The organism is Sulfurovum sp., from assembly GCF_041551015.1.
GTDB lineage: Bacteria > Campylobacterota > Campylobacteria > Campylobacterales > Sulfurovaceae > Sulfurovum.
Map to the genome: position 1 here is coordinate 1 of NZ_JBFENQ010000022.1, position 16,627 is coordinate 16,627.

Annotated in this window: 18 protein-coding genes; 4 read left to right on the plus strand and 14 right to left on the minus strand. The window is 36.6% G+C overall.

Annotated elements, in window-relative coordinates:
- From ABZC96_RS02680 to ABZC96_RS02735, 12 genes are all read right to left on the minus strand, one after another.
- Entirely contained in the window at positions 1 to 615 is a 615-nt protein-coding gene (locus tag ABZC96_RS02680) for a DedA family protein (RefSeq protein WP_373028894.1), read from the minus strand.
- Between the two features lie 15 nt (positions 616 to 630).
- Positions 631 to 1,566: an acetyl-CoA carboxylase carboxyl transferase subunit alpha gene (accA, locus tag ABZC96_RS02685; protein ID WP_373028895.1), complete on the minus strand. Its 936-nt coding sequence runs from the start codon at positions 1,564 to 1,566 to the stop codon at positions 631 to 633.
- A 10-nt stretch (positions 1,567 to 1,576) separates the two neighbouring features.
- Entirely contained in the window at positions 1,577 to 2,794 is a 1,218-nt protein-coding gene (locus ABZC96_RS02690; RefSeq protein ID WP_373028896.1) for a beta-ketoacyl-ACP synthase II, read from the minus strand.
- A 91-nt stretch (positions 2,795 to 2,885) separates the two neighbouring features.
- On the minus strand, positions 2,886 to 3,113 hold the full coding sequence (gene acpP, locus ABZC96_RS02695) for an acyl carrier protein (protein ID WP_008244620.1): 228 nt from the start codon (positions 3,111 to 3,113) through the stop codon (positions 2,886 to 2,888).
- Positions 3,114 to 3,312: 199 nt separating this feature from the next.
- Complete coding sequence (locus tag ABZC96_RS02700) at positions 3,313 to 5,352, minus strand: TonB-dependent receptor (protein ID WP_373028897.1); 2,040 nt, start codon at positions 5,350 to 5,352, stop codon at positions 3,313 to 3,315.
- Positions 5,353 to 5,412: 60 nt separating this feature from the next.
- A complete protein-coding gene (locus ABZC96_RS02705; RefSeq protein WP_373028898.1) occupies positions 5,413 to 6,072 on the minus strand; it encodes an energy transducer TonB in 660 nt (219 codons plus the stop codon).
- 272 nt (positions 6,073 to 6,344) lie between these two features.
- Positions 6,345 to 7,097 (minus strand): DUF2202 domain-containing protein, encoded by a 753-nt coding sequence (locus tag ABZC96_RS02710; RefSeq protein WP_373028900.1) that lies wholly within the window; start codon positions 7,095 to 7,097, stop codon positions 6,345 to 6,347.
- Between the two features lie 77 nt (positions 7,098 to 7,174).
- Positions 7,175 to 7,531, minus strand: a complete 357-nt coding sequence (locus ABZC96_RS02715) for a hypothetical protein (RefSeq protein ID WP_373028902.1) — start codon at positions 7,529 to 7,531, stop codon at positions 7,175 to 7,177.
- On the minus strand, positions 7,519 to 8,679 hold the full coding sequence (locus ABZC96_RS02720; RefSeq protein ID WP_373028904.1) for a sensor histidine kinase: 1,161 nt from the start codon (positions 8,677 to 8,679) through the stop codon (positions 7,519 to 7,521). The genes ABZC96_RS02715 and ABZC96_RS02720 overlap by 13 nt, the downstream gene beginning before the upstream one ends.
- The gene (locus ABZC96_RS02725) at positions 8,666 to 9,334 is read right to left on the minus strand and encodes a response regulator transcription factor (protein ID WP_373028906.1); all 669 of its coding nucleotides are present in this window, start codon (positions 9,332 to 9,334) and stop codon (positions 8,666 to 8,668) included. The genes ABZC96_RS02720 and ABZC96_RS02725 overlap by 14 nt, the downstream gene beginning before the upstream one ends.
- A gap of 126 nt (positions 9,335 to 9,460) precedes the next feature.
- Positions 9,461 to 10,297, minus strand: a complete 837-nt coding sequence (locus ABZC96_RS02730) for a sensor histidine kinase (protein ID WP_373028907.1) — start codon at positions 10,295 to 10,297, stop codon at positions 9,461 to 9,463.
- Positions 10,294 to 10,947: a response regulator transcription factor gene (locus tag ABZC96_RS02735; RefSeq protein WP_373028909.1), complete on the minus strand. Its 654-nt coding sequence runs from the start codon at positions 10,945 to 10,947 to the stop codon at positions 10,294 to 10,296. Before ABZC96_RS02735 ends, ABZC96_RS02730 begins: the two co-directional genes overlap by 4 nt.
- Before the next feature lie 111 nt (positions 10,948 to 11,058).
- Between ABZC96_RS02735 and ABZC96_RS02740 the strand changes: the two genes are divergently transcribed.
- Entirely contained in the window at positions 11,059 to 11,715 is a 657-nt protein-coding gene (locus ABZC96_RS02740) for a small multi-drug export protein (RefSeq protein WP_373028910.1), read from the plus strand.
- A 16-nt stretch (positions 11,716 to 11,731) separates the two neighbouring features.
- Here ABZC96_RS02740 and fabG read toward each other — a convergent pair whose 3' ends face one another.
- Positions 11,732 to 12,475 (minus strand): 3-oxoacyl-ACP reductase FabG, encoded by a 744-nt coding sequence (gene fabG, locus ABZC96_RS02745; RefSeq protein WP_373028911.1) that lies wholly within the window; start codon positions 12,473 to 12,475, stop codon positions 11,732 to 11,734.
- 73 nt (positions 12,476 to 12,548) lie between these two features.
- Between fabG and ABZC96_RS02750 the strand changes: the two genes are divergently transcribed.
- Entirely contained in the window at positions 12,549 to 12,887 is a 339-nt protein-coding gene (locus ABZC96_RS02750) for a hypothetical protein (protein ID WP_373028912.1), read from the plus strand.
- 13 nt (positions 12,888 to 12,900) lie between these two features.
- Here ABZC96_RS02750 and gpmI read toward each other — a convergent pair whose 3' ends face one another.
- A complete protein-coding gene (gpmI, locus tag ABZC96_RS02755) occupies positions 12,901 to 14,382 on the minus strand; it encodes a 2,3-bisphosphoglycerate-independent phosphoglycerate mutase (RefSeq protein ID WP_373028914.1) in 1,482 nt (493 codons plus the stop codon).
- An 89-nt stretch (positions 14,383 to 14,471) separates the two neighbouring features.
- Between gpmI and mraY the strand changes: the two genes are divergently transcribed.
- Positions 14,472 to 15,530 carry a phospho-N-acetylmuramoyl-pentapeptide-transferase gene (gene mraY, locus ABZC96_RS02760; protein WP_373028915.1) on the plus strand — a complete coding sequence of 353 codons (1,059 nt, stop codon included), beginning with the start codon at positions 14,472 to 14,474 and terminating at the stop codon, positions 15,528 to 15,530.
- The coding region (murD, locus tag ABZC96_RS02765) for a UDP-N-acetylmuramoyl-L-alanine--D-glutamate ligase (protein ID WP_373028916.1) at positions 15,530 to 16,627 on the plus strand (1,098 nt) is incomplete at its 3' end. The genes mraY and murD, both read left to right, overlap by 1 nt.

Genomic DNA, 16,627 nt, shown 5'->3' on the forward strand with positions numbered 1-16,627 from the left:
CTAATCTTCCAGTATCTTTTTTCTTCTTTTGTGTCTAATGATATAAAAAAGTGTGATCAATACCACACAAAGAAGTGCTATCAGTGTTGCAGACTGTAGGTACTCTGAGATGAGTGCTTCATTTGAACCCAACACATAACCTAATGCCACTAAAACAATCACCCATATACCTGCACCCAATCCGGAATAGAAAGCAAATTTGGCCATATTCATACGTGCAAGTCCTGCAGGGAGAGAAATGAGTTGTCGTATGCCTGGGATGAGTCTTCCGTTGAAGGTAGAGAGTTCTCCATGTTTGATGAAGAAAGTTTCGAGTTTATCTAACGTTTCTTCTTTAATGAAAAAGTATTTGCCATAGCGTAAAATAAATTTTCTTCCAAAATGCATCGCCAAGTAATAGTTAAAAAGTGCTCCAACCACAGAACCAAATATGCCAGAAAAAATGACCATATAAAGATTCATTTCGCCTTTAAATGCTAAATATCCTGCAGGTATCATAACAATTTCGCTAGGGAAAGGGAAAAAGGTACTCTCAAGAAACATGAGAAGAAAGATACCCCAATAACCCATATCACCAATGTAACCTACAATGGTTTGGGCCATCTCGTGTATCATAAAAAGTATTAGTCGTTATTCGCTATATGCGCCAACAGATGTAAGTCTTTTGTATCGTTGATCAAGCATTTCATCTTCAGATAGTTCTCTCAATGCTTTAACGCTTTCCAAAAAATACTTTTTAAGTACATCTGCTGCTGTTTCTTTATCGCGATGCGCACCTATCAGAGGCTCATCAAGTACATCATCTATCAAGCCATGTTCAAGTAGATAATTTGGTGTGATCTTCAATGCTTTTGTCGCAGCTTCTACTTTTGTTGGATCATTCCATAAGATCGCAGAACACCCTTCCGGTGAGATCACGGCAAAGACAGAGTAACGCATCATTGCAAGTTTATCTGCAACACCTATAGCAAGTGCTCCGCCTGAACCACCTTCACCGATCACTATAGAAACCATTGGCACTTTCACAGAGGCAAATTCAAATAGATTTTTAGCAATGGCCTCACTCTGACCTCGTTCTTCTGCTCCAAGTCCTGGGTATGCACCCGGAGTGTCTATAAGCATCAGTACAGGAATGTCAAATTTCTCTGCCATTTTTACTGCACGCAGCGCTTTTCTATACCCTTCAGGATTTGGCATACCAAAGTTTCTTTTGATCTTATTTTTAACACCACGACCTTTTTGTTCACCGATAAGCATTGTCTTCTGACCATTGATCCAACCAATATAACATAAGATAGCAGGGTCGTCTCTAAATGCACGATCACCATGGATCTCATACGCATCATCCATCAAAAGTCTGATATAGTCTAAAGCATAAGGTCTGTCCGGATGGCGTGCAAGCTGAAGTTTTTGAAAGTCTGTCAGTGATCCAAAAGTTTTTTGTACTTCTTTGTCCAATTCGTCTTGATACTTATTGACAGCCTCAAAATTTGCAATGGCATGTGCCGATACAATCTCTTCTTGTATCTTTTCAATTTTGTTCTCAAAATCTAAATAAGTTGCCATGCACTAATCCTTATATTTTCTTAAAGATAACTACGCCGTTTGTACCACCAAAACCAAATGAGTTACTCATAGTGATATTGATATCTGCTTTTCTAGCCTTATTTGGAACATAGTCCAAATCACAGTTTTCATCTGGTGTTGTATAGTTAATAGTTGGGGGAAGCACACCATCTCTCATAGCCATAAGACATACAACTGCTTCTATAGCACCTGCAGCACCAAGACAGTGACCCACTTGACCCTTGATAGAACTTACCGGAGGACAGTTCTCTTTACCACCAAAAAGTTCTTTAAGTGCAGCTGTTTCGTTTTTATCATTAATTGGTGTTGATGTTCCATGTGCATTTACATAGTCTACTTTTGGCTCACCTGCCATTTTATAAGCACCTTTCATTGCACGAAGAGGCCCATCCATTGTTGGTGTGGTAATGTGATTTGCATCACCACTTTCACCAAATCCGATCAGTTCACCATAGATCGTTGCACCACGTGCAACAGCATCTTCATAACTCTCTAATACAAGTGCTGCTGCACCTTCACCCATCACAAAACCATCCCGATCAGCATCAAATGGTCTAGATGCAGTTTGAGGATCATCATTTCTTGTAGAAAGTGCTTTCATTGCAGCAAATCCGCCGATACCTACTTCACAGATAGCAGATTCTGCACCAACAACCAACATTTTATCTGCAGTCCCAACCATAATAGACTTTGCAGCCTCACCGATAGCATGTGTACCAGCAGCACAAGCAGTTACAGATGAAAGGTTTGGACCTTTTAGTCCTTGATAGATAGAGATAAATCCACCCAACATATTTACAAGAGAAGAAGGGATGAAGAAAGGAGAGATTCTTCTTGGTCCCTTAGTTGCACATACAACAGAGTTTTTTTCAATATTTGGCAGTCCACCTATACCTGAAGCAGATGCGACACCAAATCTTTCCATATCTACATCTTCTGGAAGTTTTGCATCCTCCATAGCTTCCAGGGCAGCTTTAAGACCAAGCTGTATAAATCTGTCTGCTTTCTTTGCCTCTTTTGCATCAAGAACAGTAAGTGGATCAAAATCTGTTATTTCACCAGCAATGCTTACAGCATGTTTTTCTGTATCAAATAACTCAATGTTTTTGATACCGCATTTCCCCTCTACGATCGCAGAAAATGCACTTTCCTTATCTAGTCCTAGGGCATTTATCATCCCTAAACCTGTAACTACAACTCTTTTCACTGGCTCTCCTATTCCACTTATATAAAATATATATTAATACTTCAGAAAATATTAATATATATTTTATTAAATTCCCCGAAGGGAACTCAACTTATACGTTTTCGATAAATTTGATTGCGTCAGCAACAGTTGCTATCGCTTCTGCTTGATCATCAGGAATTTCGATATCGAACTTCTCTTCAAGTGCCATTACTAATTCAACAACATCAAGACTATCAGCCCCAAGATCCTCTACGAATTTAGACTCTTCTTTAACCTCATCTGGGCTCACGTTTAGTTGCTCAACAACTACTTCTTTTACATCATCAAATAATGCCATTGACTACTCCTTAAGTTTGTTAAAAATACCTCTAAGTATAACAAAAAAAGTATAAAAAGCTTATATTTTTCATAAAATCTGTGTCTGTGTGCAGAAAAGAGGTAAAAAAGCGTCTATAAAAACAGCCTTAGATAAGGATATAGATATGATTGTGAATTAATACATGGCATTTTGCCATGCATCAATTCATATGATATGATTAGAATTTATATCTAATATTTGTATAAAAATAACGTCCTGGTTCGTTCATAAGCATCACGTCACTATTATCAATAGAGAGCAACGTCAAGTCTTTATAAGTGTTTGATACTGCATATGTCTCATCAAATAAATTATCAACACCTACAGTAAGTTCAAAGTTTTTATTAAATTGCTTTGTTGCTCTGAGATTAAGAACTGCATAGGCATCTAATTCCTGTTCTCCATTATCCTCATCATAATCTGTCCATGTATCAGAAACTACAACTTCTGCTCTTAGTGCTAAACTCTCATCATAGTCATAGTTCACAGCAGCATTGAGTTTAAATGGTGGTATCTCTGGCATATTTGTTCCATTTTGATCTCTAAGAGGATTATCTTTTTCACCTTTTTGGTAAGACATTCCATAATCAAAATAGAGTGAATCTGTTGCAATATATGTTCCACTTAGATCAAAACCATAGATAGTTGCATCTACATTTTCAAAAGCATGCATCATTTTGTCTGCATTATAGGCAATAAAACCATCCAATTTAGAATAGAAAGCTTTTGCTTTGATCGTTGCATTTTCATACTTCTTTTCAACACCTATATCAAACTCATAGTTCACTGTATTTTTCAGAGTATCAGTTCCTACTTCTGTTCCCATACTGCTTATAAAGTAAAGTTCTCTTGCATCTGGTACTCTAGATGACTTACCAAGACCTGCAAAATATTTTGTAGTCTCATTAACCTGATATGTTGCAAAAATATACCCTGTAAGTTCATTGTAGTTATTGTCTTGCTGTGTAGTATTGTTATTTGTAATCTTTGTATCATCATAACGAAGCGCAAGATCAATCTGTAATTTATCTAATTTAATATGATCTTTGACAAACAAACCTATATTTTTAGTATCTGCATCATCGATACTTTTTCCGATTGTATTGTTTGGCATCATATTCATATAGTATCGACCATCCCAGTTTCTTAGACTATAATCTATTCCTGCTGTAATTGTATGATTATCAACATCAAAACTATTTTTAAGTTTTACCCCTTGCATCTTCGTAGTTAAATGTGATGTCATTGCCTTTTTGGAATCCCAAACTCCGTCTGTACTATTACTATCAGACATCATCCTATACAAAGTAGTCATAGGGTGATCCACGTCTGATTGATAAACTTGAAGGTTTAACTCTTTAGAATAGCTTCCTAGATCTTTAGCGATATACTCCATATTATAAATATCTGAGTCATCATAGAGTGCATCCATTTTAGAAGAAGGATACAAAACATCATCACTTCTATTAGCCGTATAACTCAGTCTCAACTCTTGATTATCGGTAATATCCCAAAAAAGTTTTGCCATAAATGTCTTTTTACTATAAGCATCCATGTCTCGATATGCAGGCTGATATTGTGCACCCATAGGAGCTATACCCTCTGAAATACTGCGTGCTATCTGTCCTACAAAGTCATCACCATCACCATCTTCATATTGTCCGCTTTTTTCTGCTGAACCACTGAGTAAAAATCTTACATTATCAGTATCAGCGACAGCACCACTCATAGAAAAAGAACCTTTTTGGTATCCCCAACTTCCCAAACCTAGATTCAATTCACCCTCAAACTCTTCAGATGGCTTAATGGTATGTATCTTCACATCTCCGCTAAGAGCGCCAAAATCTTCTACATTAAATGGACCTTCATTGATTTCAACATAGTCTATGTTATTGGTCAAAACATGAGAGACAGGCGGATCCATCCTATTTGGACAAGCACCATGTACTTTTGTACCGTCTATCGTCACATTGATATTGTCTTTTTTTTGTCCTCTCAAGACTATATCATTTGCGATCCCTGATCTTCTCACCAATGAAACACTTGATGACTGTTCAGCCAGTGCTTCTCCTAAATCAGCTGATTTAATGTCTTCCCCACTAACATCTTTGATAACCTCTGTATCTACCTTTGACTCTACATGTATTGTTTCTAACTCTACTTCGGCAGCATTCATCCATAATGAACACGCCAAAGAGAGGTAAATTCCCTTTTTCATACTAATCTCCTAAAATAATTTGAGCTATTCTAGTATATTTGTATTAAGTATGTATTAAATTTATCTGATTTGATAACGAAGTGTGATATTGATACTTTTTGGTAAAGATATAGGAGCATTATTTACATTGATAGGAAATGCACTTTTAACAGCATTGCGTGCTGAATTATGGAATACTTTGGGTCCACTTACCGAGATATTTCCCACTTTTCCATTACCTAAAATGGTGAATTTTACATTCACTGTACCTTGCATACCTCTTTTTTTTGCAATTCGAGGGTAAGATTTATGTTTATTGATCTTAGTTCTTATGTTATCAAGAAATTTGTTTTTTTCTGCGGTACTTCTTTGTGATTTTCGTGAAGAAGCTTTTAGTCTTGGTTGCGTTTTCTTTGCTATTTTCTTTTTAACTTTTTTCTTTACTTTAGGTTTCTTCTTTACTTCTTTAACTACAGGTTTAGGTATGATTTTTTGTACTATCGGTTCAGGGATCACCTCTTCTTTAACTTCAGGTTCTTCTTTGATTATTTCAGGTTCAACCACAGGTTCTTTTTCAACCAATGTTTCTTCTTCAACAATAGGTTGTTCTATCTCTTCTACCTGTTCCATCTGCTCTATGGGAGCTACAACTTCAGGGTTAACGCACGATATACACATTTGGAAAACTTTTTCTTCTGATCTTGATGAAACAAGATAATGGTTCTGCAGATAAAAAAACATACTTATACCAAAAAGGTATAGTAATGTGGTGCTAAAATAAGAGATAAAATAACGATGTTTTAGCATGTAAAGGTCTTTTTTGGGATGTATTATGACGGAAAAACGTTAAGGAAGTGTTAAAAAGAACAAAAGACCTTTACATTTAAATCGGGGGAAAATAAATGTAAAATGACTTCTGAGCTTAACTTATTTCGACGTGATAGAAGTATGACATAGAAGTGTTAACTTAGTGTTAAGTTGAATCAACGCTTTTATATTTTCTCTATTTCTGTTTATTTTTTTGGGTAGTCAGGACAGACTGTACCACCAAGGATTTCAAGTGCAGCGGGACAACATCCTTCAGTACTACCTAAATTTTTAAGTGCTCCATCAAAGGCCCAATAATGGTTGTAACTTCCATTACGTAAAAAGTTAAAAACAGTCACTATATCAGTGGCATTAGCATCTTCTGCAAGTTTAATATCATGATCCAAATCTATTATATCTACCACTTCAATAATACATCCTACTTTTAAAGCCTCCTTTTCTGATGCCGAACCTTGAAGCACTAAATTATCATAAAGTTCTTGTATTACTGAAATATCATATGTTCCTGCTTTCATATCTTCTATAGCTGTATTCATATAGCCTAACGCCGGTAAATCAATATTGGTAAAATTCACATCATCACTAAGTTTATACTTTTGAATAAGCGCTTGTACTGCGGTAATATGTTGATATTCTCCATTAGTTGCGATATTTTTAAATTGTTTTATAGTAGGATATTGCTCATCTAACGCATTATAAACATCATAAGCAAGTCTTTCTTCATTACCCATATAAGAAAGTGTATTGGTTAAATTTTCATCCAATGTTGATGCAGGGCCATCTATAGCCGCTTGTACATTATCTGGCAGAATAGATACAGTGGGCACATCTGTAGTAGGGATATCTCCTTCTCCCGTTAAAGTAGACCCACCACCACAACCAATCACAGTTAAAACTGCACCCGCAACCATCAAACTTTTTAATATATTCTTTTTCATAAACTTATACTCCCAACTTAATTTATACTACTATAGCAATCTAGTATGAAGTAAGTGTGAATAATTACTTTAGATTATTAAGGAAGAACCAGCTTTTTCTTCACATCAAAAGTATCTAAAAAAGCACGAATATTTCTTTCTAAAGTTTCATCGTCCAGTTTCAATGCTTCTTTCATAGGAAATTTAAAAAAGAATGGCGGAGGCATAATAGAGTTCTCTTTTTTAGGATCCTTCAAATAGTTAAATATTACATTTTTCATCTCTTCTTGAGTACTGTATGTCATAAGATAACGTCGGTAAATCAATTCATTAGGGATTTGCTCTTTTTTGTGGCACTCTAGACATTTTTTTTGAAACTGTTTTTTTTCATCATAAGACTCTTCCGCATACAGGTCCACATACAACAACATACATAAAAGAATTATTTTTCCCATTTCACCACTACCTCTGTTCCTTCTCCTAATTTGGAATGCACTTCTAAAGCAAATCCATAATTGTTAACAACCTGATTAACTATGTCAAGTCCTATCCCAAATCCACCTTCACTTTTATTTGCCCTTTTAAAACGACAGGTGATCGTGTCTAAACTTTTCTTTGGTATACCTATACCTGTATCAATAACACTTAAAGACTCTTTTGTCAGTGTCAACTTTAAAATCCCTTTAGGCTTATTATATTTTATAGCATTTGAAATGAGATTATCCACAAGACGTGTTGCATCATTTTTATCTATCTCTAACACTATGTCAGGATCTATATTGACCTCAAGTTTTAATCCTTTACTTTCTGCCATCACAGAAAAATAAATGATTCTCTCTTTTGTCAACTTAGACATATCAAGTGTCTCAAGATGTCGATAATAATTATGATTTAAGTTCAAATACGTCAAATCATCATAGATACGACTCAATGTTTTAGAAGCTATTTCAATACGTTCTAATCCTTCATTTTTTTCACATTTTCCAAATGTTTCAAGCATCTCTATATTTGTTAAGATCGTACTGATAGGTGTATTGAGCTCATGAGTGGTATCTTGTATGAAGTGATTCATACTTTCCATAGAATCACGCATAGGTGCTACAAACAATTTACCTAAAAAAAATCCTAAAAGTGAAAAAAAGATCACTGCAGCCAACAAAAAAAGTGCTATATGTTTTTGAAGTTCTACAATGGGTACTTCATTTAACTCTTTACTCACAAGCAGAAAAGCCGCACCCAAATAATAAGGATGAACTTGACTCAGATTATACAGTTTATTCTCATTTGCCATATATTCTTTTTTATCTAAAAGTTTTGTTTCTGAAACTGTCCCGTAGATATACTGCTTTTCTAAATCATAAATAGCTGAATCTACAGAAGGATGTATTGGATAATGCAGTATGGGTTTATAAGTTTGATGCAGTGTTCTTAACTCTTGTTTTATCTCTAAAGCTTGATACTTAAGTGCTTCTCTTTGTTCATCAAGCAGATGATGTTTTTGAAAATTATAGAATATCCATGCTGATATTGAAAAAAGTAAAAAGGTAGAACCAAGATAAATCAATAAAAAACGAATTAGGCTTTTTTTCTCACTCTTTAACAAATCTATATCCTATATTTTTAATGGTTTCTATGTTGTCTTTACCTAGAAAAGAGCGTACTGTCTTTACATAAGACCGTAAACTGCCTGCACTTGGTTCTTCTTCATAATCCCACAAGCGTTCAAATATTTTATTATAGTTTAGTAGCTCATTCGGGTATTCCAAAAAAAGAGAGAGAAGTTTTGCTTCTTTCGTTTTTAGAGGAACTCTTTGCTTATTTCTCGTTAAAAGCATTTCTTTAATATCAAACATAAATCCATCACCTAGATCTATCTTCTCTTCATGTGTGCCATAACGACGCTTAAGCAAAGCATCTACACGTACAAGAAGTTCTTTGAGTGCAAAAGGTTTACGTATATAGTCATTACACCCTATGTCAAACCCACGCGTAACATCTTCTACACTGTTGAGTGAAGTGATGAAAATCGCAGGAGTCTGCACACCATTATCACGTAATGTCTGCAAAAAATCAAAACCATTTTGATGAGGTACTTTAATGTCAAGAAGCATCAAGTCTATGTGTTTTTCATATGCTATTTCTTGTGCTTGCAGTCCATCATAGGCACAAAGTACATTATATCCCTGATATTGCAAAAACTGTTTAACTGTATCACTAAGCTGCTGATCATCTTCAAGAAGTAAAATGGTTGCTATCATCTATTTATCTTTACATGTCTAAGTATTATCTCTACACTGTACCATGCTACCAAAGTAACGAATCTCGTTTTAAATTTCATAAATGACCCTTGTTTAGAATAGCATATAGTAATACAGTAAAATGAATTAAATATGAACCTTTGACATATTTAAACTTACACTTGTACCTACGCCTTTTTCAGACTTGATATGGATATCTATCCCCTCTTCATCACAATATGCTTTGACTAATGCAAGTCCTATGCCCTCTCCATCTTTTTTATCATCTGCCTGATAATATCGTTCATGTACACGTAAAAGTTCGGTTGTACCCATGCCAACACCTTCATCTTCCACACTTAATATATGATTGTTCAGTGTCACATGTATAGGTGCATCCTTGGATGAATACTTCATTGCATTGGATACAATGTTGTCGAACATCTGTTCAAAACCTATCTTGTCCACTTCTATTTCATAAGGTTCTAAAGTAAGTTCAAAAGGATTTCGTTTCTGCTCTTTAAATACTTCGATACGTTCTTCCAACAATAATTGAAGATCAAAACGTTCTTTTTCTATAGTATGCATCTCTTTATGAATGCTATAGACCAACTCATCATAGAGTTTTTTGAGTCTCACACTGGCATCTTCTATGCGTTTTATACGCTTTAAAGATTTTTCATCCTCCATTGTTTTTTTTAACATGACCGTATTGGCTTTGATCGTAGAAAGTGGTATGTTAAGTTCATGGATAATGTCATTGGTAAGAGAAGTAAGCGTATCTTCCATCTGTTTTTTAGGTGCAAAAATGAGCGTAGAGAGCACATACCCCCATCCTATGGCCACCAGTAAAACCAAAGCGCCTGCTATAAAAAAATTAATCTCAGTAAGATTCCAATTCCCTAAAAAACGATACACAGCAGTAAGCAGCGTAAACATGGTCACAAAGTAGATGACCGTACCAAAAACAATCTCTTTTCTCATTTAATGCTCATTTGGTATCCTACCCCACGTACATTTTGTATCTGTGTAGGAAAATATTTTTTAAGTTGCGCGATGTAGACTCTTAATGCTCCATCACTGGCTTCCTCAGCAGAACTCCAGAGGCGTTCTTTTATCTGCTCCAACGGAACCACTCTTCCCTGTCCTTCCAAAAGAGTAAAAAGAAGTTCACTTCCTTTGGTACTTAATTCTAGTGCTTTATCATTTTGATAAAGGGTCTTTGTTAAAATATCAAACTGATAGGTATCTATATGGACGATCTGACTACGTACCTGTCTACGCAACACTGCCTGTATTCGTAAAAAAAGTTCATCCAGGTCTACAGGTTTATGGATATAGTCATCCCCTCCTTTTTCAAACCCCTCTTTTAATGATGCCTTATCTTCTCTGGACGTAATAAATATACAGGGGGTTTCATCCCCACTTTGACGTAATTTTTCTAAAAGTTCAAAACCATTTTCATACGGTAAATTAACATCAAAAAGATAAAGGTCAAACACATGATCATAGGTTAGATCAAGTGCACTGTAAGGGTCTAGCGCACAATGTAAGATATGCCCTTCTTCTTCTAAAAAGTCTTCAAGAGTTTCATTAAATAATTTATCGTCTTCCAATACTAGTATCCGTGCCAATACTTTCCTTCTTTTTAACTATGTTATCCATGATTATACCCCAAAATTATTTACATGATACGCCAATATCATGTTATAATCTTATTCCATAGACCAGACAGAGGGTAAATTTTGAAAATAGATCATTCATTTTTAAGACATAAAGAGGGACAAATTTTACTTCTAGGACTTATGTTATTAGGTGGCTATTTCATCCTTGTATTACTTTGCGCTCTTTTTTATCCAGACTATCTTCAACAGTTACTCAGTATTACAGTTACTAACGTTATTTTTGGACGGATGGCAGGACTCTCTATTGGAGTTGCTTCACAAATGGATTCTACTTTCCTTGTAGCTTTCAATCTTTTTATCGAATCCATTATGGTACTCATCTTGTACCCACTTTTTGTATTGAGTTGGAAGAAGCTTGACTTCGTCTCATACAAACCACTTAACCACTATTTGGAACGGTCTAAAAAAAATGCACATAAATATGAACCTCTTATTCGACGTTATGGGATCATTGGCCTTATTTTATTTGTATTGACACCTTTTGCAATGACAGGGCCTGTAGTGGGAAGCTTTGTAGGATTTTTAATTGGGTTTAGGCATCGTTTAACGCTCTGCATCGTAATTTTAAGTACATTCATTGCTATTATATTATGGATCTATTTGATTAAGAATTTTGAAGAGACACTGGTTGCATACAGTGACAGACTTATGATAGGTGTATTCATAGCTATCGCTGTACTGTTTTTGTGGTATTTGATCAAGAAAACTTTTCGTTAAAAAAGTTTTCTACACATTACATAAACATTCCGCCATTCACTTTAAGTGTCTCACCTGTAATGTAAGAAGAGTGATCGGAGAGTAAAAAAGCTACAGCTTCAGCGACCTCTTTAGGTTCACCGAATCTAGCCATCGGTATCTTTGAGGTAAAAGATGCTTTTACCTCATCTTTAAGTACATCTGTCATCTCTGTAGCGATGAATCCTGGAGTAATCGTATTATAACGGATGCTTCTAGGTGCTGCTTCTATCGCGAAACTTTTTGTCATCGCGATCGTTCCGCCTTTACTTGCCGCATAATTTGTCTGCCCTGCATTTCCTGTTTCACCTACGATGGAAGAGATGTTCACCACCGAACCAAAACGCTTTTTCCCCATCACTTTGAGCGCTTCACGACACCCTATAAATGTTGATGTAAGGTTTGCATTGATCACATCCATAAATTCTTCTGTTTTCATACGCATCGCCAATTTATCTTTTGTAATACCTGCATTATTCACTAAATATGAAAGTTCACCATCTGCTTCAACGATACTTTTCATCGCTGCGACAAAAGCCTCATCATCGCTTACATCAAACCCGATCACTTCTGCTTTCCCGCCTGCGGCTTCTATAGCTTCTTTCACAGCATTTGCTTCAGCCTCGCCAGAACGATAATTGATCCATACTTTCAAACCAAAAGTCGCGAGACTCTTTGCTATCTCTGCACCTATTCCTCTACTTGCCCCAGTGATTAAAACATTATTACCTGTAAATTTCATTTTGACCCTTTTTTATTCTTTGATAAAATTGTACCATGTTTTTATGGTACAATGGCAGAAAGGAAAAAGAGATATGGAAAAGAAAATTAAAAAATCAGTAGCGACCTTACTTGCACATATCATTAAAATAGATCACAGAGATATCGAAAAGGAAGCGCCACTTTTTTGTAAACTTATGGAAATGGATTTTGATTGCAATTCCGAGGAAGCAGAAACATTTCTGAAACAAATACTAGAAGAAGAGTATGATCTTGATGAGCATATTGCTATTATCAATGATGCTCTATGTGATGACAAACTCAGTAAAATGCATATCCTCGAGCAACTTAATCATATTATCTACTCAGATACGATCACTCCTAATGATTACGAAGAATTTGAAAAGATCAAAAAGGCACTTTTCTCCTGTTGACCCAAAATTTGGGTCAGATCAGTGGTTCATCCATCTCAGCAGGTATTTCTAATCCCATAAGCTTAAGCACTGTAGGTGCAACATTATTTAATCCACACCCCTTTTTAACTTCAGTTACACCCTCAGCTATAACAAAACACCATACTTCACCTACAGTATGATTGGTCAGGACATGTCCTTCACTGTCTCTCATCTCTTCACAGTTTCCATGATCAGAAGTAAGCACCACTGCATATCCGTCCTCTTTTGCTTTGTTGAGTATTAACCCCAATTCCGTATCAACAGCATTCACTGCTTGACATGCTGCTTCATAATTACCTGTATGTCCTACCATATCCCCATTGGCAAAATTCACTACGATGAAATCATAAGATTCATCCATCGCTATACGTACAGCTTCACCAACCTCTGGTGCAGACATCTCCGGTTTCATATCATAGGTTTTCACATCAGGACTAGGGATGAGTACTCTACTCTCTCCTATCATAGGCTCTTCTATACCACCATTCATAAAGAAAGTAACATGGGCATACTTTTCAGTTTCAGCTGTATGAAGCTGTCTAAGTCCTGCATTAGATATCACTTCTGCCAAAGTGTTTTTAGGTGTTTCTTTAGGAAAAAGTATAGGGTAAGGAAAACTTGCATCATACTTAGTCATTGTTGCGATATTCAGTGGTGTAGACTTACATGCAAACTCATCGAAATGTTCATCCCCTAAAGCCGAAGTGATTTCACGTGCTCTGTCTGAACGAAAATTTGTCAAAAGTACAACATCATCCTCTTCCATTCCTCCATACGCTTCAAATGCAACAGGTTCTATAAATTCATCCGTCTCATTTTTTGCATAACTCTCATCGATATACGCTTCTGGAGACAATGACGTTGATGGTGTAGCCTCAGCTATGGCACGATATCCTTTTTCCACTCTCTCCCAACGGTTATCTCTGTCCATTGTAAAGAAACGTCCACCTATACTGGCGATGGAGATATTTTCATCACAGATCTCTTCTATTTGATCCACATAGGTTTTAGCTGAAGTAGGACTCACATCTCTCCCATCTGTGATCAAGTGTAAAAAGACTTTTTTCCCTCTGCTTTTTGCAAGTTTTGCCAAGCCAATGGTATGTTCTATATGAGAATGTACACCCCCGTCACTGAGCAGACCTATCAAATGTACACGATCACTCTTCTTCAAGACATCATTTAAAACTTGATTTTCTTCGATACTCCCATTCTCAAGAGCCAAAGAGATCTTTACGAGATCCTGATACAAAATACGTCCCGATCCTATGGTCATATGTCCCACTTCAGAGTTCCCCATCTGTCCTTCAGGTAGACCTACACTTAAGCCATGTGTAGAGATAAGTGCACTGGGTGCTGTCTCAAAAAGTCTATCATAAGTAGGTTTTGTCGCATCTTTAAATGCATTACATGTACTGTCTGGTTTACACCCGATGCCATCAGTGATGATTAAAACTGTTTTTTGCTGTTTCATAATCTTTTCTTTTCGTAGTATTTAATTGAAATAATAGTAAAATAAACTTTCTTAATTCTTTAATACAAAATTTTAAATGAAAGTTGCCCATGCTATACGAACTCTCCCAACTCTTAGATATTAATCTTTTCGGATACATCTCAGTGCGTGCCGGTGTTGCATTTTTCCTCGCTTTTATACTGACACTCTTTATCATGCCAAAGTATCTTGCCTGGGCTATTTCAAAAAATGCAAATCAACCCATCAGTAAATATGTCCCTGCACATGAAGGGAAGCGACATACACCAACGATGGGTGGTGCAGTATTTCTTATCTCTTCACTCTTTGCAGCTCTACTGACTGTAGATCTATCTAACATTTACATACTCGGTGGGCTTATCACACTTATAGGTTTTGGTTTGGTGGGTTTTAAAGATGATCTGGGAAAAGTACTCGCAGGAGACAACCTGGAAGGACTTACGCCTAAAGGAAAAATGGGATTACAGGTTATCGTTGCTGCACTTGCAACAGGATTGCTTCTCTACGGAGGATTCCCGACGGAATTTTATGTACCTTTTCTAAAAACACCTCTTTTTGACTTAGGATACGCAGCCATTCCTTTTTGGGTACTTGTATTTCTAGCCACTACCAATGCTGTTAACCTAACAGATGGACTTGATGGTCTGGCAACAGTACCCTCAATCATTGCATTAGTCACATTGGGCTTGATCATCTATGTGACAGGTCATGCCATTTTTAGCCAGTATCTACTGGTTCCTAACATCAAAGGTGTGGGTGAAGTGATGATACTTGCTGCAGCCCTGATAGGTGGTCTATTTGGTTTCTTATGGTACAACTGTTACCCTGCAGAAATTTTTATGGGAGACACAGGAAGCCTTGCTATCGGTGGCTTTTTAGCTTATTTAGCTATCTTGGGGAAAAGTGAGATACTGCTCATCCTTATTGGTCTCATCTTTGTCATAGAAACGGTTTCTGTCATACTGCAAGTAGGAAGTTTTAAGCTGCGTGGAAAACGTGTCTTTCTCATGGCTCCCATACATCACCATTTTGAACTCAAAAAATGGGCGGAGAATAAAATCATCGTACGTTTTTGGATGATCTCCTTCATCGCAAATGTACTTGCACTCATCTCTTTTAAGTTTAGATAATGATGGACCAAATAAAACCTACACTCTTCGGTTACGGACTCACCACCAAAGCCATCGCAAAAAAACTAGGCGGGGGATGTACATTCTTTGATGACAATGTCAAAGAGGCCTACACTGATGAAGCAGGAAATCATATATTTCCTTCTGCCCTTTTTGATCCTGAAAAAAGTCACCTGGAAGTTACAACACCTAGTCTCAAACCAAACCATCCGCTGATCAGATCTGCAAAAAACCTCTTAAGCGAATATGATTACTTCGACAAAGTAATGCCTTTTAGCATCTGGATATCTGGGACTAACGGTAAAACAACGACCACCCAAATGCTCACACATCTTTTAGCTAAACGTGGAGCACTCAGCGGCGGGAACATCGGTACCCCTTTGGCAGACTTAGACACAAGTGCACCGATCTGGGTACTGGAAAGCTCTTCATTTGCTTTGCATCATACCCATATAGCATCACCAAATGTCTATCTCCTGCTTCCTATCACTCCAGATCATTTAGACTGGCATGAAACACCTGAACAGTACGCAGCAGATAAACTTAGACCCCTACTGACAATGAAAGAGGGAGAACTGGCTCTCGTACCTAAAGGGTTGAATCTTCCAAAAACAAATGCCTATGTTGTCGAGTATGACTCTAACGAGTTTGTAGAAGCGTATTTTAAACTCGATAGCAGCCAGTTGCGTTTCAAAGCTGCCTTTTTACAAGATGCACTGCTCGCACTTGCTGTGACTAAAGTGCTATTTGATGAAGCAGACTATGCACTTATGAATACCTTTACACTTGATGCCCACAGACAAGAAGAACTCAAAGATGCACAAGGTAGACTTTGGGTAAACGACTCCAAGGCGACAAACCTCGATGCTACCATACAAGCAGTGAAAGGCTATGATGACAGACACATACATCTCATCTTAGGCGGTGATGACAAAGGGGTGGATCTGACACCACTTTTTGAAAGTATGAAGTCACTTAACCTTACACTATATACTATAGGGGCAAATTCTGACAAACTTTTGAGCCTTGCAAAAGTATATGATATCAACGTTGTAGAATCACAAACCATCCAAACTGCTGTAAAACAGATAGATAAA

Coding starts and splice junctions, on each gene's coding strand:
- ABZC96_RS02680 (WP_373028894.1), bottom strand. CDS start 615: ATGATACACGAGATGGCCCAAACCATTGTAGGTTACATTGGTGATATG.
- mraY (WP_373028915.1), top strand. CDS start 14,472: ATGCTATACGAACTCTCCCAACTCTTAGATATTAATCTTTTCGGATAC.
- ABZC96_RS02705 (WP_373028898.1), bottom strand. CDS start 6,072: ATGTTTTTTTATCTGCAGAACCATTATCTTGTTTCATCAAGATCAGAA.
- ABZC96_RS02700 (WP_373028897.1), bottom strand. CDS start 5,352: ATGAAAAAGGGAATTTACCTCTCTTTGGCGTGTTCATTATGGATGAAT.
- ABZC96_RS02750 (WP_373028912.1), top strand. CDS start 12,549: ATGGAAAAGAAAATTAAAAAATCAGTAGCGACCTTACTTGCACATATC.
- gpmI (WP_373028914.1), bottom strand. CDS start 14,382: ATGAAACAGCAAAAAACAGTTTTAATCATCACTGATGGCATCGGGTGT.
- ABZC96_RS02730 (WP_373028907.1), bottom strand. CDS start 10,297: ATGAGAAAAGAGATTGTTTTTGGTACGGTCATCTACTTTGTGACCATG.
- fabG (WP_373028911.1), bottom strand. CDS start 12,475: ATGAAATTTACAGGTAATAATGTTTTAATCACTGGGGCAAGTAGAGGA.
- ABZC96_RS02710 (WP_373028900.1), bottom strand. CDS start 7,097: ATGAAAAAGAATATATTAAAAAGTTTGATGGTTGCGGGTGCAGTTTTA.
- accA (WP_373028895.1), bottom strand. CDS start 1,566: ATGGCAACTTATTTAGATTTTGAGAACAAAATTGAAAAGATACAAGAA.
- acpP (WP_008244620.1), bottom strand. CDS start 3,113: ATGGCATTATTTGATGATGTAAAAGAAGTAGTTGTTGAGCAACTAAAC.
- ABZC96_RS02725 (WP_373028906.1), bottom strand. CDS start 9,334: ATGATAGCAACCATTTTACTTCTTGAAGATGATCAGCAGCTTAGTGAT.
- ABZC96_RS02715 (WP_373028902.1), bottom strand. CDS start 7,531: ATGGGAAAAATAATTCTTTTATGTATGTTGTTGTATGTGGACCTGTAT.